Raw genomic sequence first — 22,275 nt, forward strand, 5'->3', positions numbered from 1 at the left:
TCACAAAAACTAAGTAAGGAAGTAATAATGAGAATAATACTAGCATCAGGTTCACCGAGAAGAAAAGAGATTCTTCATAATGCCGGATATGAATTTGAGATAATAAAAAGTGAAAAAGAAGAGATAATAACTAAGACTATACCTGCAGATGTTGTAAAAGAACTGTCAATAGTAAAAGCAAAAGATGTGGAGACAAAAGTATCAGATAATGAAGATTATATGATAATTGGTGCGGATACGGTTGTATCAGTTGATAATCAGATACTTGGTAAACCACATAGTAGAGATGATGCTTACAATATGATATCAGGATTGGTAGGGAGAGAACATAGAGTATATACAGGTGTAACTGTTATTATTAATGAAAATAATGTTAAAAAAGAACTTGTATTTGCAGCTGAGACTAAAGTCAGAGTAGCAGATATGTCAGAGCGAGAGATACAGGAGTATATAAGTCTTGATGAACCTTATGATAAAGCAGGTGCGTATGCTATACAGGGACGTTTTGCCAAATATATAACTTCCATAGAAGGAGAATATAACAATGTTGTTGGTTTCCCAATTGCAACATTTCACAAGACGTTAAAAGAGAATGATATATTACTGTAATAGTAAAATAAAATGAACTGGCATGGTCAAAAAAATGCAAAGTGGTAGTTTTAAAACAACCAGACTAATGATAGAATTTCCTACAAAAGTTATAGACATTCTTATAAATGAATAAAAATTCATTAAAGAAATTCTCTAGTACTATTTGGGAGGAAGATATTATGGAAAAAGATAAGAAAATATCAGTTATTGTAAGTGCTATTATAACAGTATTAGGACTTGTAGCAAGTATAGTTACAATAGCAAAACGTAATGCAGTAGAAGAACCAGGTGACAATCTTAATCTTTTATTTGCACTTTCATTAGTTGTATTTATCATAGGTGTGGTTGCTCTTATTACAGCACTTACATCAAAGAATGATAAGAAGAAGACAGACATAAAAGTTCTTACACAGGCAGCACTTTGTGCAGCATTATGCTATATTGGCTTTGCATATTTTAAGATTGATATACCTGTAGGAACAGAGAAGACAGCAATCCATTTTGGTAATGCATTCTGCGTACTTGCAGCATTATTAATCGGAGGTCTCTGGGGCGGAATGGCAGGAGCAGTTGGTATGACTCTTGCAGATTTAACATCAGGTTATGTTACAAGTGCACCAAAGACATTTTTATTAAAGTTATGCATCGGCTTAATTGTAGGACTTGTTGCTCATAAGATATTTAACGTATCAGAAGAAAAGAACAAAGGTAAAGTTGTAGGCGTAACAATTGGAGCATGTATAGCAGGTATGTTATTCAATGTAATTGCAGATCCACTTGTAGGATATTTTTATAAGTCATATATTCTTGGAGTTCCACAGGATATAGCAGCTGTATGGGCTAAGATTGGTGCTATGGCAACATTGGTTAATGCAGCAACATCAATTGCAATTGCATCAGTATTATATATTGCATTAAGACCGGCAATGAGAAAAGCAGGACTTTTGGTAATGCAGTCAGATAATAAGAAACTTGCAGCATAATATGTATGGACTAGAATGATATATAATCATAGAAGATATGCATAAATGATATGTATGGACTAGAGTGATATATAATCATAGAAGATATATATAGATGATGTGTATGGACTAGAGTATATAGTCGTGGAAAATATATGAATGATAACAGTATAGATAATATGGCAGTATAGAATGAACTAATAAGTATAGAAAAGATTATAATTATACATATATACATAACCAGATTATCTACAAGATAAATGGCAAAGAGACATAATTAAGAAGTCTCTTTGCCATTTGTTGTATATATGATGTATAATAGATTTAAAGTCTCTTTGGTAAGATTGAAGATAAAACTTGGAGGCTATTAAGTTTCTAACAAGAACATACGAATCTTAGATGGAAACCTAACTAACTTATAAGAATATGAACTTAATATAAGTTAATTAAGTTTACATAAGTTCATTAATTCCACATAAGTTAATTAATTTCATATAAGTTAATTAATTTCATATAAGTTCATTAATTTTATATAAGTTAATTAATTTCACATAAGTTCATTAACTTCATATAAGTTCATTAACTTTATGTGAAGTTCATTAGCTTTACGTGATAGAGAAGTTATACTATAAAAAGATATTATGAAAGTGCAGGGTAAGAAGATGATAAAATTAATAGCAAGCGATCTTGATGGAACAATTTTAAGAAATGGAGCACAGGACTGTGATGAGAGATTATTCCCACTTGTGAAAGCATTAAAAGAGCGAGGGGTAATATTTGCACCAGCGAGTGGTAGACAGTATCCTAATCTAAAAAGACTATTTGCACCGGTAAGTGATGATCTGATGTATATATGTGAGAATGGTGCATTAGTTATATATAAGGATGAGATAATATATGAAAAACCAATGGATAGAGAACTTGGAATTGAGATTATGAGAGATATATATGATTATGAAGATTGTGAGATACTCTTATCAGGACGTAATACTTCATATCTTATGCCAAAATCCAAAGAATATGTACATAGGATGAAATATATAGTTAAAAATAATGTTACAATAGTGGATAATATATATGAAGTGGAAGAAGATTTGCTAAAGATATCTGTATACAATCCTACTGATATTGAATTATGCAGAGAACATTTTATGAATAAATGGTCAGATAAAGTACAGGCAGTCATATCAGGTAAGCAATGGCTTGACTTTACGGCATTTGGAGTGAATAAAGGTAATGCGATAAAGGCGATTCAGGAAAAACTTGGAATTGACAAAACAGAATGTATTGCATTTGGCGATAATTATAATGATATTGAGATGTTTGAAGCAGTTGGAAGAAGTTTCGGAATGAGTAGTGCTGCAGAAGATATACAGAGAAGATGCACTGATATAACAGATTGTGTGGAAACGGAACTTGACAGAATATTACAGGAAATGTAGTAACAAATATATATGAGCATATATGTATTGTACAAAAAGACTACTAAAAACATAAAAATAGGTCAATAGTACATTGAAAATAGGTCGTATTTCCTATTGTTCATAAAACTACTATTTGGTAAAATATAATTACGTTAAGGAACATTAGACCTTACGCAAAAGCAATTTTTATAAAATTTAATACCTTCAAAATAATAGAAATGCTGTTTATTCATCCTAGACAGCATTTCTATTTTTTTACTTCAGAATTAATATATTTGTGAGCATTTATTCTGTAAAAATCCAACTTAGTAAAAAACCAATTCAGTAAAAATCTAATTCTGCAAAAAACCAATTCTATAAAAAGCCAATTCTGCAGAAATTCAATTCTATAAAAGTCCAATTTTCAAATATCATAAAAATAGCTTTAGTGATGATTGAGAAGATTATTAATTATAGGAGAAAATGTAAAATATAATTGCCGATGAATAATATATATGGTATTATTTTATAAGCTAGAACGTAAAACCCACTACCTTTAGGTGATGGGCAGTTCACAGTAAAATATATATCTGTTAAAAACAGAATTTTGGAGGTAGAATTTATGGATATTACTATGTGTGCTGAGGTTTTTTTAAAGGAGCAGACTAAACTTTTTGATGAACCGGTTGCAGAGACTGTTGAAGAAGCAGAAGAATTTCTTGAGGATGTATTTGCACAGGAATTTGATTCTCTTGAAGATATAAGAGAATATTGGAAAGAAGAAGGAGTTGACGTTGAAGGAATGTCAATTGAAGATATAGAAGAATCATTAGAAGTATTTAAACTTCCTAATGGTAAGTTTCTAGTTGTTGAAGCATAATTGATGATTGAACTGTTTGTATATAGTAAAGATAATATACTGCTTTTGAAAATGCAGTTTTAAAACTTTACTTATGGTGATATAGTAAATAAACGATAACAGATGGGAGAATAGGGTGTGTCTTACAGGATGGATAAGATAAAAAAGAATTTTATTGTTATTGTAATGTCAATTTGTTTCATCTTTTCTGGGTGTAAAAGTAATGACGGAATATTTATATCAACAGGACTTAAGAATGATGAAATGTTTAAGATTGGTGGCAGTGTCTGCACTGTTAAGGAAGCAGAATTATTCCTATATACAGTCCGTAATCAATATGAAGCAGTATATGGTAAGGATATATGGAATGTAAAAGTTAATGATAATGACCAGACTATGCAAGAATATGTTAAGGATGTAGTTAAACAGCAATTAGCAAGGATAAAGTGCATGTATCTTCTTGCAAAGAATAAAGGCATAGAACTTGAAGCATCAGAAGAGCAGCAGATAGAGCTTGCAGCAGATGAATACTATAATGCACTGTCAGATGAAGAAAAGACAGGTCTTAAGATGGATATTGAATCTGTAAAAGAAATATATAGAGAGTATCTATATGCAGAGAAGATATATGAAGAACTTACAGGAAGCGTTAATGTAGAGATAAGTGATGATGATGCGAGAATTATTACGATCCAATATATACGAATTGAGAAGAATGAGCAGAATAGAGATGATAAGTTGTCTGCTATCAATGCGATTGCGACACAAGTAAAAGACGGTGGTGATTTTGCATCGCTTGCGGTAGAACATAGTGATGATGATATATATGAGAAGATGGTAAAACGTGGCGATATGCCAACACAGGTAGACGATGAGATATTTGAACTTGTGAATAATGAAGTATCAAAAGTTATAGAGACTTCAGATAGTTATTATCTTGCAAAGTGTATATCTGATTATAATAAAGATGAGACAGCTAAGAATAAGATAGATCTGCTTAGAAATGCAAAAGAAGAGGCATTTAATACAGAATATGATTCTTATATTAATACACTTCCTTCAGAATTTAATGATGATGTATGGGATAAAATTGATTTCACTGAAGAATCAGTAGGAACAAGTACGAATTTCTTTGATGTATATAATTCGCATTTTGGAAGCTAGAAGCAATAAAAGGGTTATAGTTGATTTAACTATAACCCTTTATATCGTTAAAAACTGGTTATCTTAAAAGAGCGGATAACCCTTTTAAGATAACCAGTTTAAAGAGAGGCTATTTCTTTTAAAGATAAGATATCTTACCTATTTGATAAGTTCAAACTCAGGTGAATAGATAAAGATTGCTTTTGCAAGAATCTTATCTTTGGATACAAACTTGTTATTCCAATAACGTGAGTCTTTAGAGTTAAGTCTGTTATCACCCATCATAAAGTAACTGTCATCAGGAACAACAGTAGCCGGAAAATCTTCCATATATGGATGAGCCGGAAGATATGATTCATCGAGAGCTTCACCATTGATATAGACTATTCCATTAGTTATCTCGATAATATCACCAGGTAATCCTATAATACGCTTAATATAGTTTTCCTCTTCATTATCAGGAAATTTGAATATAATAATGTCTCCACGTTCTGGTTCTGAGAACTTATATGAGAGACGGTTACCGATTATCTTGTCACCTTTCATAATAGTAGATTCCATCGAAGAAGATGGAACACTGGCATTAACAATTATGAAATTGTTAAATACAAGTGCTATAACTATTGCACATAATATAATCTTGATATAACTAAAGATTTCTTTTTTCAAATCAAAAGGTTCTTCATCTTTTGTACGTTTTTTCTTACTTTTTTTTGTAATATCTGAAGACGATGCTGTATAACCATTATCAGCGATAGAATCTCCGGATAGATTTTTATCCTCTTTTGCATTATTTACGGTTTCTTCATCATATAGATTGATATACTCAAAACCACTCTTTTTTTCGTTATCGTTTGCCATATACTAACCACCTATCATATTTTTTATACTGACATAGCCCCATTGCATTATAGCCTATTTTACCATAATTTACAACTATTTTAAAAGCTGGAAATGTGGATAATATACTACAATAGCTTTCGCAATAATGGTATCACGCTCAACAAATGGATTATTCCAAAAACGTGAATCAACAGAATCTTCTCTGTTATCACCAAGAACAAAGTAACATCCATCAGGAATTACAGTTTTTGGGTAATCATCCATACGAGGAGCTTTCGGAAGGTAACTTTCAAAGTATTCAGTACCATTTATATAAACAGCATTGTTCTTAATCTCTAAGGTATCACCAGGCATACCAACAATACGCTTGATATATGTTTTTTCTGGATTATCGGGGAAAGGAAATATAATAATATCCCCACGCTTTGGCTCTGAAAAGCAGTAACTTAATCGATTGCCAATAACTTTATCATTAGTCATAATAGTTGTCTCCATTGAACCGGAGGGTATATTTGCATTCATGATAATATATTTATTAAAACAAAAAGCAATGATGGCTGCAATCAGGATAATGACTATATAACTTATTATTTCTTTGAAGATTGTAGACTTTTTGGAGGATGAATTTATTCCACTATAAGCCTGTTCATTTTCTGCCACAATAATTCCGCCTTTCCTTTTTGTAACTTTGATATATTTATTATCTTACTATTGTACCTTATTCAGTAAAGAATAACAAGATATATGAAAGAGTATTGTAAAATTTACCTCGGCATATTTACAAAAAATATTAACAGGTTGAAATGAAATAAATAGAAAAACGCCAGATTTTTTGAAAAAACTGGCGTTTTTATCTATATGAATAATAAGTTCAAAGCCTGAGATTATAAAGCACTAAATATTTTACATATTAGTAAGGAGAGTCATAATCTCATTGCTTCGTGCAATGAATTTAGTCATTTCATCTGGTTTAAGCTGTGAATGACTTAATAAAGCAAGGTCATAAAGCTGTTCACAGAATAATGATATGTTATCAGCATCTTTATGATCTGCAACATATTTAACAAGACTATTGTTAGCATTAAGAACTAAAGTCTTTGATTCGCCAAACATTGAAGGATCCATTCCATACATATTATACATCTTCATCATATCCTGCATACGGCGATTTTGTTCATTAACAGTAATCATTGATGATATGTTTTCATTCTTTAATTTCTCAACTTTGATGTCGAGTTTGTCATTATTAAGAGCTTTCTTGAAGACATCTGTAAGTGTAGTAGTAAGAGTTTCAAGAGCTTCTTTATCTTCTTCTTTAGTCTCTTCCTTGAATGTATCAGTAAGATCTGAGTCTATACGAAGGAATTTGACATGTTCATTCTTCTGTTCAAGATGTGTTATGAATGGCTGATCAATGTTATGTTTAAGGATTATAGCATCAATGCCTTCTTCCTTGAACATATTGATATACTGGCTTTGTTCATTTTCATCAGTAACATAGAATACTGTATTCTCGTGTTTCTCTTTGTTCTCTTCAAGACATTCAGGAAGAGTAAGATATTTATTATCAAGATTTTTAAAGAGAATATAATCATTCATCTTTTCAGAGAATTTCTCATCTTTTAAGCATCCAAATTTGATGAATGGATTGATATCATCCCAATATTTCTCATAATTTTCTTTATCTGTCTTGCACATTCCTGATAACTTGTCAGCAACTTTCTTAGTTATATAATCACTAATCTTTTTAACAAAGCCATCATTTTGAAGAGCTGAACGTGATACGTTAAGAGGAAGATCAGGGCAGTCAATTACACCTTTTAAGAGAAGAAGGAATTCTGGGATAACTTCTTTAATGTTATCTGCGATGAATACCTGATTATTATATAATTTGATAGTTCCTTCAACTGTATCATATTCTGTATTAAGTTTAGGGAAGTAGAGAATACCTTTTAAGTTAAATGGATAATCCATGTTAAGGTGTATCCAGAATAAAGGTTCTTTATAATCTTTGAATACTTTCTGATAGAATTCTTTGTATTCTTCTTCTGTACAGTCATTAGGATGTTTTGTCCAAAGAGGAGAAGTCTCATTCATAAGAGTAGGTCTCTTTGCAATCTTAATGGAATCTTTAGCAGGTGATACTTCAACAGTCTCTTTAGTTCCGTCTTCTTTATCAACTTCTTTTGTCTTGGCATCTTCGTGGATTCTCTCAATGATTGTATCAGAGTCTTTGAGTTCGCTTTCATCTATTGTCTCATAAGCAGGTTCGCCACCTTCTCTTGAGAAGAAGATCTCAACAGGCATGAATGAACAATATTTCTCAATTACTTCTCTTGCTCTATATTCATTAGCGAATTCATAGCTGTCTTCATTTAAGAATAATGTAATCTCAGTACCATGTGTAGTCTTAGTTCCATCTGACATATCGAATTCAGTACCGCCGTCACAATCCCAATGAACGCTCTTAGAACCTTCTTTATAAGAGAGAGTATCGATAGTAACTCTGTCAGCAACCATGAATGCTGAGTAAAAACCAAGACCAAAGTGTCCAATTATCTGGTCTTCATTAGTCTTATCTTTGTATTTTTCAAGAAAATCAGCTGCACCTGAGAATGCGATCTGATTAATATATTCGTTAACTTCATCTTCTGTCATACCAATACCATTATCGATGAATTTGAGAGTCTTTTCATCTGGATTAGCGATAACAGAGATTTTGTAAACTGTATCATCTTTTGGTTCATATTCACCCATAATCTCAAGTTTTTTCAGTTTTGTAATAGCATCACAGCCATTAGAGATTAATTCTCTGAAGAATATATCATGATCAGAGTATAACCATTTCTTTATAATAGGAAAAATATTGTCACTGTTAATTGATAGATTGCCATGTGTATTTGCCATAATAAAAATCACTCCTTAATCGATTCTGTCAGTAATCTGACCTTTGTATCTTATAATAATACTGCTTATTATGAATGTCAAGGAAAAATTAGCACTCATTTTAAAAGAGTGCTAACAATGAAAATGGCGAAATGTTTATACATTGGTAAAAGGTATACCGCTTGCTTTTAGAAATTCGCTAAAAGTACTATCCCAGGCATGCTCTAGAGATTTATCCATAGTGAATATTTTAAGACTTGTTCCAGTTACAATAGATACAGTTTCATTTTCGTATTTTATAGTTATAAAAAGACCGGCTACATCTTCAGGATTAATATTCACACCACTATTATGTATTATTCTTGCAGCATTATCAGGTAACATTGATAGTACTATCTTGAATGAATGGGGAAGTTTGTTGCCTTTGATAAGTTCATACATTATAGGCTTTATCTTATCCCATAGAGCATAGTCATTGTCACGAAGTGCCATAAGTTCATCTGAATCATAAAAATCACTGTTTAATTTGCCATCAATATTAAATGTTGCGAATGTTGTAAGTGAAACTTCATGAGTGCGAAATGCATTAAAAGTATCTTTAATAAGTAATTTAGACATAAAAGATTTTGTGTCTTCTATTTTTATTCCTAACATATATCCTCCAATAGTTATCCATTCCAGATAATTGCATAACTTCCATCTATATAGTAAACACAATGAGAGTTTAGAAACACAATTATCTATTGCATAATGATATTTTGAATAATTATAACATAAATAATTATTGTGAGCAATGTAATGAGGTATGTAATAATCACATTGCAGTATCCGATAAATTGAGATATACTAAAAATAACTGTCAGTGGACAATTATAAAACTAAAAATTAAAAGGGAGAATTGAAATGGATTTTAGAAAAACAGCAGAACGATTAATAGATACATGTAATGCATCTACATGTTCATTTACTTCAGCTAGATATGCAATGAAGAGACTTTCAGAGGCAGGCTTTGAGAGCCTTGATTTGACTGGAGATTTTAATGTTCAATTTGGTGGCAGATACTATGTTAATGTGTTTGACTCATCAGTTATAGCATTTACAATAGGTAAGAAGTTTGCAGATAATAACAATATAAGAATAGCAGCATCACATACGGATCACCCATGTCTTGCGATTAAGCCTAATCCAGAGATGTTGGTTAAGGAATATGGAAGAATCAATGTAGAAGTATATGGTGGACCAATTCTTAATACATGGCTTGACAGACCTCTCTCAGTAGCAGGAAGAGTGTCACTTAAGAGTGATAATGTATTTGCACCTGAGAAGAAGATTGTTGATTTTGACAGACCGGTATTTACAATTCCAAACCTCGCTATTCATATGAATCGTAAGATTAATGAAGGAATTGAACTTAACAGACAGACAGATATGATACCACTTGCTACAGTTATAGAAGATGAACTTAATAAGAATGATTTCTTTATGGAATATCTTGCAAAGGAATTATCAGTAGCAAAAGATGATATTCTTGATTTTGAATTATATGTATATAATTATGATAAAGGTCAGTTTGTAGGTCTTAATGAAGAATTTATATCATGTCCAAGACTTGATAATACAACATCTGTTGAGAGCTGTGTGCAGGGAATTATTAATGCAGGCAGAGAAGAAGGATTTAATATTGCAGCTATGTTTGATAATGAAGAAGTTGGTAATAGAACTAAACAGGGAGCAGCATCTTCAGTTCTTACAATAATAATGGAAAGAGTATATGCAAAACTTGGATTTGACAGAGATAGATATCTTAGAGATCTTACAGATGGTTTCCTTCTCTCAATTGATGTTGCACATGCATGTCATCCAAATAGAAGTGAGAAAGCAGATCCTACTAATGTTAATATACTGAATCAGGGCGTTATTATTAAGAGAGCAGCTTCACAGACTTATGCAACAGATTGTGAATCAGTAGGAATAATAGAACAGTTATGTCATAAATATGATGTAAAATATCAGAAGTTTGCTAATAGATCTGATGGAACAACAGGAAGTACTCTTGGTTCACCGGCTTCAACACTTATGGCTATGAAAGCAGTTGATATTGGTATTCCAATGCTTGCTATGCATTCTGCAAGAGAGATGATGGGAGTAAAAGACCAGGTATATCTTGAACAGCTTGTTAATGCATTTTTTACAGAATAATTTTGGCAAAATGTGGCATATATAGAATGTCGAATTGTGAAATTTTAAAAATCATATTTAGAGAAATGTAAGATATTGAGATGAAGCTAAAAAATAAACTTTACAGAATATTGAGGCATAATGAATTGATTATACAAAAAAACTTCTTAATGTTATGGCATAGTTAGAATATAATGTTGAAAGATGTAGAAAAAAAGAACTGTTTGATGTAGAAATAGATATTTTCAAAACTGATATTAGGTGTTATAATAAGTAGTAATGGAAACCATATGAGATTGAGAGGGATAATATATGAACTACAGAATAGTTGTAGATAGTTGTTGTGATCTACCTGATGAATATAGAAAAAATGAACATTTCGTTTTTGTACCATTAACACTTGAAGTTGATGGTGAGAATATTGTTGATGATGAGAATTTTAATCAGATTGAATTCATTGAGAAGATGAAGAAGAGTGATAGTTGTCCAAAGTCAGCATGTCCATCACCGGATGCGTATGTTAAAGCTTATGAGTCAGATGAGATGACAGATGTCTATGTTGTAACATTATCATCTAAGTTAAGTGGCTCTTATAATAGTGCTGAACTTGGAAGGAATATATATATAGAAGAAGATGGCAAGAATAATGTCTATGTATGTGATTCAAAGTCTGCATCAGCAGGAGAAGGAGTTATTGCACTTAAGATATTAGAATTATGCGAGAGTGGAAAAAGTTTCGAAGAAGTAGTTGATGAGATTAGTAGATTTAGAGATGGAATGTGTACATATTTCATACTTGAGAGTCTTGATAATCTTAGAAAGAATGGACGACTTTCTAATGTTAAGGCATTCATTGCACAGGCACTTCATATTAAACCTATCATGGGAGCTGATGACGGAGATATTGTTCAGCTTGATCAGGTTCGTGGAATGAATAAAGCACTTAAGAGACTTGTAGAGATTGTTAATTCTGATGTGAAAGACTCTAAGAATAAAGTATTATCAATAGCTCATTGTAACTGCCCTGACAGAGCAGCAGTTCTTAAGGAGGCATTCTTAAAGTCTTGTGAGTACAAAGATATCATTGTAGTTAATACAAGAGGTGTAAGTACATTATATGCTAATGATGGTGGAGTAGTTATAAGTGTATAAAAGTATAATATAGGTAGTCAGGTCCTTATATTTTATACAATATGAAGATATAATATTTTGTAAATACAATGTAAGTACAATGTATTTACATGAGTAAATAGTATGTTTAAAAATAATAAAAAGACTGCAACTTGAAGTTACGGTCTTTTTATTATTGAACAAGCCTATAATTGAAATTCGTAAAGGAGATTTTATTGTAAGTAAAATCTTAATATAAATATGTTTTACTTAAACACATTTTTCATAAGTCTGGCTTGATATAGCGAGATTGTGTTCATGGATCATATTAAGAAAATATTCATGAACAGATGTATCATCATCAAGTTCAGGATGAAAAGCTGTTATAAGCTGGTTGTTATATCTTGCGGCAGTTATATTGCCGTCAGTAACAGCGAGAATTTCAACATCATCTGATAAAACTTCACTTATATATGGTGCTCTTATGTAAGTCATAGGTATAACTTTACCGGCAAAATTATCATCAGTATAAAAACTTCCAAGCTGTCTTCCGTAAGCATTTCTCTTAACACTTACAGGAAAAGTTGCGAGATGAGTTCTGCTATCATTATCTATAGATTGAGCAAGAAGAATCATGCCTGCACATGTTCCATATACAGGAAGTCCATTGTCGATAAGTTCTTTTAATGGTTCAAACATTCCGATAGTCTTAAGAAGTCTTCCAATAACAGTACTCTCACCACCTGGTATAATAATTCCATCCATAGGTCTGTGAATATCTTTTAATTCTCGTATTTCAAATGAATCAACACCGAGACGGTCAAGCATCTGGCGGTGTTCTATAAAAGCACCCTGAAGTGCCAGTACACCAACAGTATACATTACAATCCCTCCTATTTACCACGTTCAGCCATTAATAACTGAATCTCAGATTCGTTGATACCAACCATTGCTTCACCAAGATCTGTTGATAATTCGGCAAGAATTGCAGGATTGTTATAATTAGTAACAGCCTGAACAATAGCTCTTGCACGTTTTGCAGGATCGCCTGATTTGAAGATACCAGATCCTACGAATACACCTTCAGCACCAAGCTGCATCATAAGAGCTGCATCAGCAGGAGTAGCAACACCACCGGCAGCAAAGTTAACAACAGGAAGTTTTTTATTGTCATGAACATATTTTACAAGATCGTATGGTACCTGTAATTCTTTAGCTGCGTTGAAAAGTTCATGATCTTCAAGAGATGCAATTCTTCTGATCTCACTGTTCATCTTTCTCATATGGCGAACAGCCTGTACAATATCACCTGTTCCAGGTTCACCTTTTGTTCTGATCATTGAGGCACCTTCGTTAATTCTTCTGAGTGCTTCGCCAAGATCTTTTGCACCACATACAAAAGGTACTTTAAAAGCAGTTTTATCTATATGATATATGTCATCTGCAGGAGAGAGAACTTCACTCTCATCAATATAATCTATCTCGATTGCTTCAAGAATCTGAGCTTCTGCGAAGTGACCAATTCTTACTTTGGCCATAACAGGAATTGATACAGCTTCCTGAATTCCACGGATCATCTTAGGATCACTCATTCTTGATACACCACCGGCAGCTCTTATATCAGCCGGAATTCTCTCAAGTGCCATAACTGCACATGCACCTGCTTCTTCAGCAATCTTAGCCTGTTCAGGAGTTGTAACGTCCATAATAACGCCGCCTTTTAACATCTGGGCAAGTTCTTTATTTAATGAATATCTGTTATCTTTCATAATTGTAATCATCCTTATAATATAATATTATTCGCGAATTGAGTGAATTATAATACGCATATGGCTTGATAGGAATAGCCACTTTTGATTAATTTGACCATACCAGTTGCTTTTTCACTATAAAACAGCCTATTTGTACAGTAAAAAAATATTTTTAAAAGATAGATTTTGTAAGTACCGCAGTACAAGTATAATAGGCTGTTAGTACATGCAATTAGGAAAATATTACCATAGAAGATAAAGTGAGAAGAGTATATAATGTGTTGAGTGTTAGCGTCAATAGTAGATAATAGAGCATAATAATAAAATAATATTAATAATATATGGTATGATAAGAATATACCAATAACATATGAAGAATATATATATGCACATTCATTAGATTTATGGATTGTAAGACCGATACTATATGAGAATAGAAGAGTGTTAATGCATTGTGCCAGAGCCTTAATTCAAAAAAAGGGAGAGTTGAATTGAGACAGAGGAAGGAGTAAATAATGGCCGATTTTAAAGATATATTAAAGAATATAAGTGGGAACAAGATATATATACAGACACATAATTTTCCAGATCCGGATGCGATATCAAGTGCATTTGGTCTTCAAAGATTATTACAATATGAGAACATAGAAGCAAAGATAATCTATACAGGGGAGATAGACAGGTTATCTACTATTAGTATGATTAAGAAACTTAATATAGATATACATCGTATAGATTCGCTTCCGGAGATATTAAAGGATGATGAGATTATTCTTGTTGATGCACAAAGAGGTAATTCTAATATTACTGATACATGTTCAGACAGAGTATTATGTATAGATCATCATAGAATATTTGGGCAGTCACAGTATGGATATTCAGATATACGTCCTGATGTTGGAGCTTGTGCATCTATTATTGCTGAATACTATAAAGAAGCTGGAATTGCACCAGATCCTGATGTATGTACAGCACTTTTATATGGAATTAAGATAGATACAGCTAATCTTACAAGAAGTGTGTCAAAACTTGATTTGGATATGTTTTATGATTTATATTATAAAGCTGATTTGGAACTTATAAGTAAGCTTGAGACAAGTACATTACAACTATCTGATTTGCATGCTTATGCTAATGCGATTAACAGTATTAAAGTTATAGATACAACAAGTTTTGCTAATACAGGGCATAATTGTCCGGAAGCATTAATAGCAACAATTTCAGATTTTATGCTCGATATATCCGAAGTATCAATATCAATAGTATATTCATACAAAAAAGAAGGTATAAGATTATCAGTACGTTGTGATAGAGGTATATATGATGCAGGACTTATAACCAATGAAGCTTTAAAAGGAATTGGAAAAGGTGGCGGTCATGCAGTAATGGCAGGTGGACTTATACCATTTCGTGAAGGAATGTCAGAGATAAAGTCGGAAGACGTTGAGAGATATTTTCTTAATGCAATACGAAGATTATATCCGGTATAAAGCAGATTATATTGATAATATAGCAATATTATAATAAACAATTTGATAGAATATATAATAACAGCCGAGAATGTATATTTTCGGCTGTTATTGCATAATGAGTATTTGTTAATGATAGATTTATTAATGTTTTTAAGATTAACAATATTTTTAAGTATTAACAAAGTTTTTAAGTATTAGCAAAGTTTTTAAGTATTAGCAAAGTTTTTAAGTATTAGCAAAGTTTTTAAGTATTAACAAAGTTTTTTAAGTATTAACAAAGTTTTTAAGTATTAACAATTTTTTCCAAGATTAATATAGATATCAATAAGTCCGAATAGCATAAATGCTAAGAATGACACAGATGTAAAAGCAATTCTTGGCAGAATATGTATAGCAATACCATCTGCATATGCTATTGCAATGCTTAATATAAATCCTGGAATTGTATATAAAAGTGAAGCTATAAGAAGCTGTTTAATAGTTTTTTGTCTATATGCTGTAAAATCAGCTGGCATATAGGCGAATTTCTTAGCGAAAGATATCTTCCTTGAATTATAAGTAATGACTGTTCTGTAAGCTGTAATCTGATCAATTCCAAGAAGCGATAGTCCAAAATATGAGAAGATTATAGCTTTCTCACCATAAGCAACTGCAGATACCATTATACTTGCCGCAGAGAGCATGATAATTACAAATCTTTTCATAAGATAATCATATTTTTTTTGTGATTTTATTAATTCAAATACCTGTTCCATTATAGGACCTCCATATTATAAGTATTGTCTGCATTTACAATGATTCCATTATTAAAAGTGATTATATAATCAGCCCGTTCTCTTAATTCTGATATATTCTCTGCAACAAAAATAGCAGCAATATTATCAGTGTCAATAAGTGATGATACAATTTTAAGAAGCTCTTTTCTAAATACAATATCAAGTCCTGCTAAAGCTTCATCAAAAAGTAATATTTCTGAGTTGTGTGCGATAGCAATAGCAAGTTGAAATTTAATGAATTCACCTCTTGACAATGCACTTATTAATGTATTCTGATTAATAGCAAATGTTCGCATCCAACTGTTAAAAAGTTCAGTGTTAAAATCAGAATATATCATTGAACATATCTGCATATTCATATCAACTGACATATCATCAAAGAATATATTTTTCTCAGAGATATAACCAAGTCTGTTAAGCCACATAGAAGAGTTGTCTGTAATATCACAACCATTGTAGCATATATTGCCATTATAGATTGATTTTTTTGATACTAATGCAGTGCAGATTGAAGCAATGTCAGTTGAGGTATCACCTGTTATAAGCGTTATATAACCTCTTTGAATAGAGTAGTTCATATTGGTTATATGATAAGACTTGCCATTAGGAATATGACCTTTATCGGTTTGGTTGGTAAGTGTTACATTATTAAATTCTAATGTTGCTAGAGTATTCATATATTTAGTCTCCTTTTACAATAATTAAATAGTTTAGGCAATTAGATAATTGCAAAACGAACAATGAAAGTTAGTCATAGAGTTCGCTAATCATATCAATGAGTTCACTTTTTGATACACCTGAATTCTTAGCTTCGGTTACAAGTTCTGTAGCAATCTTTTCAACGAATACAAGCTGTTTTTCTTTTAGATAGCCTTTATTAATGTCATTGACGTAGAAACCTTTGCCTGCAACAGAACGAATTATTCCTTCTTTTTCAAGTTCTTCATAAGCTCTTTTAGTAGTGATTACACTTATCTCAAGTGACGATGCAAGACCTCTTATTGATGGCAGAGCTTCATCTGCTTTAATCTGTCCGGAAGCAATAGCGGACTTGATTTGTATTGCAATCTGTTCATAGATAGAATAATTGCTCTTGGGATCTATTATTATTCTCATAAATTACCTCCATTAAGTTGATGTATAAGCTGTTTTAACACTATTGATTATTCAGAAAGCAGACTAGTTATTGTTTCATAATCAGCTTGTACAAATACAGCGTTTCTAAAGTATTTTTTAAAATACACAATAGTCAATATGACAGACATTATACAGAATATTGCAATAATAATGAACTCATAGAAGTCACTATTGTTATGTCTAAGATCATATAATGCACTTACTGCAGATGAAGCTATTATCATATTTAGATATGAGATAATTAAACGATATATAATAAAACTCATAGCAGATATTTTCTTAAGTGCAGTCGAACTTACTGTTGACATTGGAGTATTAAATACACATATTGAAGCTGTATATATTACTCCTTCAATAATAAGATATACCAGCAGACTGTTATCATAAATAGATAATATAATCGCACCAACTATATAGAATAACAGAGATATAATAATTCGTGTAGAGTAATTGTGTATTACAATCCGTTCTCTTCCTTTGTGGCTAAGTGGCAACAGATAGAACTGTTTTACAAACATGCCATTATACATAGATGTAAAGAAAATAGAGATTGTCATACTAATAAAAAACCATACAAAAGCATATTGTGATTTGACTGAATTAATAGCTGGATATAGGAATGATAAGACCATAACTAATTCAGCCTGAGGATAGAGTTTACATTTTTGCATTTTGAGATTTTGCAGTTGATTAAGCATGATTATAGCCTCCTTTTATCACATAAAACAGAATATCTTCGATGGCAGGTCGGATTATTTTTACCGCACCATCTGCAAAGCTTTTAGAACATGTTCTGGTACGTTCGTTGTTTTTTATGAACACAGTTGTGCCATATTCATTAGATTCACAGAAGATGATATCCTGCTTGTCATATTTGTGTCGTATTATGCGGTCACCTTTTATAATAAAATAATTATCAAGAAGTGTTTCGATATCTTTTGAAAAAACAATATTTCCATTGTTAATCATAGTGATGTAATCAGCAATATTGTCAAGTTCTTCTGTTATATGTGTAGCAATAATAGCACATGCCATATGTTCGTTAATATATTTGCGAAGAATATGTGCAAACTTACGATTGAGTTTGTCATCAAAGCTTCCATTAGGTTCATCGAGAATAAGAAGTCTGGCATTATGAGACATTGCAAATGCAAACTCAAAGCGAATAAGCTCACTGTCAGAACAATCAAATACATCTTTGTTAATGTTAAGCTCAAGATCTTTTGCATATTGCAAAAATGTCTGATGGTCATATTCATTATAGAATTTGCCAAAAAAATGTGCATTTTTATCAAGAGACATCTTATCAAAAAAGCCATGATCACGACCACTTGCAACATAACCGATATTCTGCTTATAGGAATCTTCATTAAGCTCTGAATGAAGATTGTCAAAGGCTATGCTGCCAGAATCACTTTTTGTGAGTCCGCATAGCAGTCTGATAAGTGATGTTTTACCGGAACCATTAGCTCCGATAAGTCCCATTATATAACCATCTTCGAGTGTTAAATTGATATTATTTAATCTAAAATCGCCAAGTTGTTTATTAACATTAGTGACGTTTAGCATATAATCCCTCCTTTTAAGTTGTCTGCTTAAGTAATTGAAAAAACGGATTACTGGTAAGCATATAATATCCATTAGTAATAGTAAGCGTATAATGGTATGGTACTGCCATTAGCTATATTTTACATATTGCCATGTATTACTGTACATATCATTCATGCATATACTGTGCATATCACTTGTGTATATACTGTACTGTCATTCGTGCATATATTGTACATATCGTTTGTGTATATACTGTATATATCAACATACACAGTATATACACAAACGATGTGCTATGTCAAGAGTAATTTGCAATATAAGAATAATTATTTTAAAAATAAAAAATTGTAGAATATTAAAAAAACATTGAAAATATATAAAATATATAGTAAAATGGATTCTGCAAGCCGGTATAGTTAAATGGTATAACGGTTCACTCGTAATGAATTATTGGGAGTTCGATTCTCCCTACCGGCTTATAAGCAGCACATTGTAGTGTATTGAACAATCAAGACATTTCAGTGTGCTTTTTTTGTTGTATATAAAAAGAAAAGTTGATATAATAGACAAAAATATGACAAATGTAAATAAGATAAATAAGCTGTATATATGCAGCTTGTGAGGAGGAAAATAATGGGAAAGAAGAAATTTAAAAATCCTGAAATTGTATGGCAATGCAGAAGCAGGAACAAATTCGGATTGCCATTTACCCGTACTAAGTATATTCTCTATGAGAATAAACTTGTTATAAGACGTGGAATAATCAATGTTGTAGAAGATGAAGTTGAACTATATAAGATAAAAGATAAACAGGTTCATATTAATTTTCTTGGAAGAATATTCAATTATGGAACAATCTATATCAGTGCAAGTGCAGTATATAATCAGGAAAACTGTATAAAAAATGTTAAAAATGTCCGTGAAGTAATGAGCATATTTGAACATTATATTGATGCAGAAAGAGATAAATATCATGTAAGAGGCAGAGATATGGTTGGAGAAGCTGAGAATCATAATCCTGACTTCGAAAGAGATTATGACGAGATGGAAGTTGATGTTGAAGATGTAGACAATGACTTCGATCATGAAGACGATAATTAATAAAATTAACTTTTTTTTGAAAAAATATTAAAAAAAGATTGCATTTATCTCTGAGTTAGTATAATATACAATGTATAAAAGACAAATGTACGCGAGGGAAAGACAATATTGACTGAATGTACACATTATCTAATTAGTCTTAAATATTATGTATGAGGTGAATGAAAAATGAGTCAGAAATTGAGAGTTGGAATTTTAGGAGCTACAGGAATGGTAGGACAGCGTTTTATAGCATTGCTTGAGAACCATCCATGGTTTGAGGTTGTTGCTGTTGCAGCAAGCCCAAGATCAGCAGGCAAAGCATATGAGGACGCAGTTGGTGGAAGATGGAAGATGGATACACCAATGCCAGAAGCAGTTAAGAAACTTGTAGTACTTGATGTTAATGATGTTGAACATGTATCATCACAGGTGGATTTTGTATTTAGTGCAGTTGATATGACTAAGGACGAGATTAAAGCTATTGAAGAAGCATATGCTAAGACAGAGACACCAGTTGTATCTAACAATAGTGCACACAGATGGACACCAGATGTACCAATGGTAGTACCAGAACTTAATCCAGAGCATCTTGAAGTAATCAAATATCAGAAAGAACGTCTTGGTACTAAAAAAGGATTTATCGTTGTAAAACCTAACTGTTCAATCCAGAGTTATACACCAGCGCTTCATGCGTTAAAAGAATTTGGACCAAAACTTGTTGTTGCTACAACATATCAGGCAATCTCAGGAGCTGGTAAGACATTCAAAGAATGGCCAGAGATGGTTGGAAATATTATTCCATACATCGGTGGAGAAGAAGAGAAGAGTGAACAGGAACCATTAAGAATCTGGGGACATGTTGAAGACGGTAAGATTGTTAAAGCTGAAGGACCTGTAATAACAACACAGTGTATCAGAGTACCAGTACTTAATGGACATACAGCAGCAGTATTTGTAAACTTTGAGAAGAAACCTTCAAAAGAAGAGATTATAGAGAGATGGAGAGCATTCAAAGGCTTACCACAGGAACTTGAACTTCCAAGTGCTCCAAAGCATTTCATTCAGTATCTTGAAGAAGATAACCGTCCACAGGTAACACTTGATGTTAACTATGAGAATGGATTTGGTGTATCATTAGGACGTTTAAGAGAAGATACAGTATTTGATTACAAATTCGTTGGCTTGTCACATAATACAGTAAGAGGTGCAGCAGGCGGTGCAGTATTAATCGCAGAATTATTAAAAGCTCAGGGATATATAACAGCTAAATAATTGACATAATAGTTGATTATGATATATTAATATAAGAAGTAATTATGACGGAGTAATTTCACTCCGTCATTTTTTTAACATAAAAAATAAAAATGATGTTTCTCAACCTACAACATTGTGATAGAATGTTATAATGTAGATAGAAAATAATATATATAAGGAGAGAATGGTATGTCTATCGTAAAAACAGAATTTGGGAAATCACAAAATGGGGAAAGTGTATATTTATACACAGTAACTAATGAAAATGGAACAATAATGAAGATGACAAACTATGGAGCAATACTTCAGTCAGTAATTGTAAAGGACAAAAATGGTAATATGACAGATGTTGTACTTGGCTGTGATAATGTTGAAGAATATTATGATAATGGTCCTTCGCTTGGAGCTGTTGTTGGACGTAATGCTAATAGAATTGGTGGGGCTAAAGTTGTAATCAATGGTATAACATACGAACTTGCGAAGAATGATAATGGTAAGAACAATCTTCATAGTGGTCCGGATCTTTTTCAGAACAGAGTATGGGATGCTGAAGAATTTGCACAGGATGGACAGGGAGTTGAATTCACACTTGTAAGTCCGGAGATGGATCAGGGATATCCAGGTAACTTTAGTGTATCAGTAAAATATACACTTACAGATGATGATGCAGTGATGATTACATATAATGCAACTTCAGATGCAGATACAATTGCTAATATGACTAATCATTCATATTTTAATCTTGAAGGACATGATGCAGGCAGTGTGCTTGATAATGAAGTATATATTAATTCAGATGCATTTACACTTACAGACAGTGAATTAATACCTACAGGAGAATTATGTGATGTAACAGGAACACCTATGGATTTTAGAGAGATGAAGAAGCTTGGCAGAGATATTGATGCTTCATACGAACCACTAATTCTTGCAGGCGGTTACGATCATAATTATGTACTTAAGAATGAAGGCGATAATGAACTTGTAGCTAAGTTACATAGTGAAAAAACAGGTATAACAATGGAAGTATATACAGATCTTCCGGGAATTCAGCTATATACAGGTAATTTCCTTGGAGGAGATAAAAAAGGCAAAGGCGGACATTATTACAAAAAGAGAGATGGTGTATGCTTTGAATCACAGTATTTTCCAGATGCTAATAACCATGAGAACTTTGCTTCAACAATTCTTAAAGCAGGAGAAGTATATAATACAACAACTGTATATAAGTTTGTAACAGAGTAGATTAATATATGCAAAAGTAATGATTTGGTAA

General features: G+C 32.0%; 22 protein-coding genes and 1 tRNA gene. 12 read left to right on the forward strand and 11 right to left on the reverse strand.

Annotated elements, in window-relative coordinates:
* Positions 1-27 precede the first annotated feature (27 nt).
* The 5 genes from KQI85_RS06830 to KQI85_RS16910 all read left to right on the forward strand — a co-directional run bounded on the left by KQI85_RS06830 (position 28) and on the right by KQI85_RS16910 (position 4,979).
* A complete protein-coding gene (locus KQI85_RS06830) occupies positions 28-609 on the forward strand; it encodes a nucleoside triphosphate pyrophosphatase (RefSeq protein WP_253293777.1) in 582 nt (193 codons plus the stop codon).
* A gap of 161 nt (positions 610-770) precedes the next feature.
* Positions 771-1,574 (forward strand): ECF transporter S component, encoded by an 804-nt coding sequence (locus KQI85_RS06835; protein WP_216575340.1) that lies wholly within the window; start codon positions 771-773, stop codon positions 1,572-1,574.
* Positions 1,575-2,215: 641 nt separating this feature from the next.
* Positions 2,216-2,995 (forward strand): HAD family hydrolase, encoded by a 780-nt coding sequence (locus KQI85_RS06840; protein WP_216575341.1) that lies wholly within the window; start codon positions 2,216-2,218, stop codon positions 2,993-2,995.
* A 583-nt stretch (positions 2,996-3,578) separates the two neighbouring features.
* Positions 3,579-3,836 (forward strand): glyoxalase, encoded by a 258-nt coding sequence (locus tag KQI85_RS06845; protein ID WP_216575342.1) that lies wholly within the window; start codon positions 3,579-3,581, stop codon positions 3,834-3,836.
* 117 nt (positions 3,837-3,953) lie between these two features.
* Positions 3,954-4,979 carry a peptidylprolyl isomerase gene (locus KQI85_RS16910; protein WP_216575343.1) on the forward strand — a complete coding sequence of 342 codons (1,026 nt, stop codon included), beginning with the start codon at positions 3,954-3,956 and terminating at the stop codon, positions 4,977-4,979.
* A gap of 138 nt (positions 4,980-5,117) precedes the next feature.
* On the opposite strand, the gene lepB (KQI85_RS06855) is transcribed toward KQI85_RS16910, so the two are convergent.
* The 4 genes from lepB (KQI85_RS06855) to KQI85_RS06870 all read right to left on the reverse strand — a co-directional run bounded on the left by lepB (KQI85_RS06855) (position 5,118) and on the right by KQI85_RS06870 (position 9,341).
* Complete coding sequence (gene lepB / locus KQI85_RS06855; protein ID WP_216575344.1) at positions 5,118-5,819, reverse strand: signal peptidase I; 702 nt, start codon at positions 5,817-5,819, stop codon at positions 5,118-5,120.
* A gap of 75 nt (positions 5,820-5,894) precedes the next feature.
* Positions 5,895-6,461 (reverse strand): signal peptidase I, encoded by a 567-nt coding sequence (gene lepB, locus KQI85_RS06860; protein ID WP_371820563.1) that lies wholly within the window; start codon positions 6,459-6,461, stop codon positions 5,895-5,897.
* Between the two features lie 243 nt (positions 6,462-6,704).
* Positions 6,705-8,708, reverse strand: a complete 2,004-nt coding sequence (gene htpG / locus KQI85_RS06865; protein ID WP_216575345.1) for a molecular chaperone HtpG — start codon at positions 8,706-8,708, stop codon at positions 6,705-6,707.
* A gap of 135 nt (positions 8,709-8,843) precedes the next feature.
* A complete protein-coding gene (locus tag KQI85_RS06870; protein WP_216575346.1) occupies positions 8,844-9,341 on the reverse strand; it encodes a DUF5721 family protein in 498 nt (165 codons plus the stop codon).
* Between the two features lie 249 nt (positions 9,342-9,590).
* On the opposite strand from KQI85_RS06870, the gene KQI85_RS06875 reads away from it, so the two are divergent.
* The gene (locus KQI85_RS06875) at positions 9,591-10,886 is read left to right on the forward strand and encodes a M18 family aminopeptidase (RefSeq protein ID WP_216575347.1); all 1,296 of its coding nucleotides are present in this window, start codon (positions 9,591-9,593) and stop codon (positions 10,884-10,886) included.
* Positions 10,887-11,177: 291 nt separating this feature from the next.
* Positions 11,178-12,017, forward strand: coding sequence for a DegV family protein (locus KQI85_RS06880; RefSeq protein ID WP_216575348.1), 840 nt, complete (start codon positions 11,178-11,180; stop codon positions 12,015-12,017).
* A gap of 228 nt (positions 12,018-12,245) precedes the next feature.
* Here KQI85_RS06880 and pdxT read toward each other — a convergent pair whose 3' ends face one another.
* Together pdxT and pdxS are read right to left on the reverse strand one after the other, a co-directional pair.
* Positions 12,246-12,857, reverse strand: a complete 612-nt coding sequence (gene pdxT, locus KQI85_RS06885) for a pyridoxal 5'-phosphate synthase glutaminase subunit PdxT (RefSeq protein ID WP_216575349.1) — start codon at positions 12,855-12,857, stop codon at positions 12,246-12,248.
* A gap of 11 nt (positions 12,858-12,868) precedes the next feature.
* Complete coding sequence (gene pdxS / locus KQI85_RS06890) at positions 12,869-13,744, reverse strand: pyridoxal 5'-phosphate synthase lyase subunit PdxS (RefSeq protein WP_216575350.1); 876 nt, start codon at positions 13,742-13,744, stop codon at positions 12,869-12,871.
* A gap of 497 nt (positions 13,745-14,241) precedes the next feature.
* On the opposite strand from pdxS, the gene KQI85_RS06895 reads away from it, so the two are divergent.
* Positions 14,242-15,216 (forward strand): bifunctional oligoribonuclease/PAP phosphatase NrnA, encoded by a 975-nt coding sequence (locus KQI85_RS06895; RefSeq protein ID WP_216575351.1) that lies wholly within the window; start codon positions 14,242-14,244, stop codon positions 15,214-15,216.
* A gap of 272 nt (positions 15,217-15,488) precedes the next feature.
* On the opposite strand, the gene KQI85_RS06900 is transcribed toward KQI85_RS06895, so the two are convergent.
* The 5 genes from KQI85_RS06900 to KQI85_RS06920 all read right to left on the reverse strand — a co-directional run bounded on the left by KQI85_RS06900 (position 15,489) and on the right by KQI85_RS06920 (position 18,680).
* Positions 15,489-15,953, reverse strand: coding sequence for a hypothetical protein (locus tag KQI85_RS06900; protein WP_216575352.1), 465 nt, complete (start codon positions 15,951-15,953; stop codon positions 15,489-15,491).
* Complete coding sequence (locus KQI85_RS06905; protein ID WP_216575353.1) at positions 15,953-16,651, reverse strand: ATP-binding cassette domain-containing protein; 699 nt, start codon at positions 16,649-16,651, stop codon at positions 15,953-15,955. The genes KQI85_RS06900 and KQI85_RS06905 overlap by 1 nt, the downstream gene beginning before the upstream one ends.
* Before the next feature lie 70 nt (positions 16,652-16,721).
* On the reverse strand, positions 16,722-17,090 hold the full coding sequence (locus KQI85_RS06910) for a GntR family transcriptional regulator (RefSeq protein WP_216575354.1): 369 nt from the start codon (positions 17,088-17,090) through the stop codon (positions 16,722-16,724).
* A gap of 47 nt (positions 17,091-17,137) precedes the next feature.
* Positions 17,138-17,809, reverse strand: a complete 672-nt coding sequence (locus tag KQI85_RS06915) for a hypothetical protein (RefSeq protein WP_216575355.1) — start codon at positions 17,807-17,809, stop codon at positions 17,138-17,140.
* A complete protein-coding gene (locus tag KQI85_RS06920) occupies positions 17,802-18,680 on the reverse strand; it encodes an ATP-binding cassette domain-containing protein (RefSeq protein WP_216575356.1) in 879 nt (292 codons plus the stop codon). The genes KQI85_RS06915 and KQI85_RS06920 overlap by 8 nt, the downstream gene beginning before the upstream one ends.
* A 388-nt stretch (positions 18,681-19,068) precedes the next feature.
* Here KQI85_RS06920 and KQI85_RS06925 point away from each other — a divergent pair.
* The 4 genes from KQI85_RS06925 to KQI85_RS06940 all read left to right on the forward strand — a co-directional run bounded on the left by KQI85_RS06925 (position 19,069) and on the right by KQI85_RS06940 (position 22,244).
* A tRNA-Thr gene (locus KQI85_RS06925) sits at positions 19,069-19,139 on the forward strand.
* A gap of 156 nt (positions 19,140-19,295) precedes the next feature.
* Positions 19,296-19,763, forward strand: coding sequence for a PH domain-containing protein (locus tag KQI85_RS06930; protein ID WP_216575357.1), 468 nt, complete (start codon positions 19,296-19,298; stop codon positions 19,761-19,763).
* 168 nt (positions 19,764-19,931) lie between these two features.
* The gene (asd, locus tag KQI85_RS06935; protein ID WP_216575358.1) at positions 19,932-21,017 is read left to right on the forward strand and encodes an aspartate-semialdehyde dehydrogenase; all 1,086 of its coding nucleotides are present in this window, start codon (positions 19,932-19,934) and stop codon (positions 21,015-21,017) included.
* A gap of 171 nt (positions 21,018-21,188) precedes the next feature.
* The gene (locus KQI85_RS06940; protein ID WP_216575359.1) at positions 21,189-22,244 is read left to right on the forward strand and encodes an aldose epimerase family protein; all 1,056 of its coding nucleotides are present in this window, start codon (positions 21,189-21,191) and stop codon (positions 22,242-22,244) included.
* Positions 22,245-22,275: the final 31 nt, after the last annotated feature.

This window comes from Falcatimonas sp. MSJ-15 (assembly GCF_018918265.1).
Lineage (GTDB): Bacteria > Bacillota > Clostridia > Lachnospirales > Lachnospiraceae > Falcatimonas.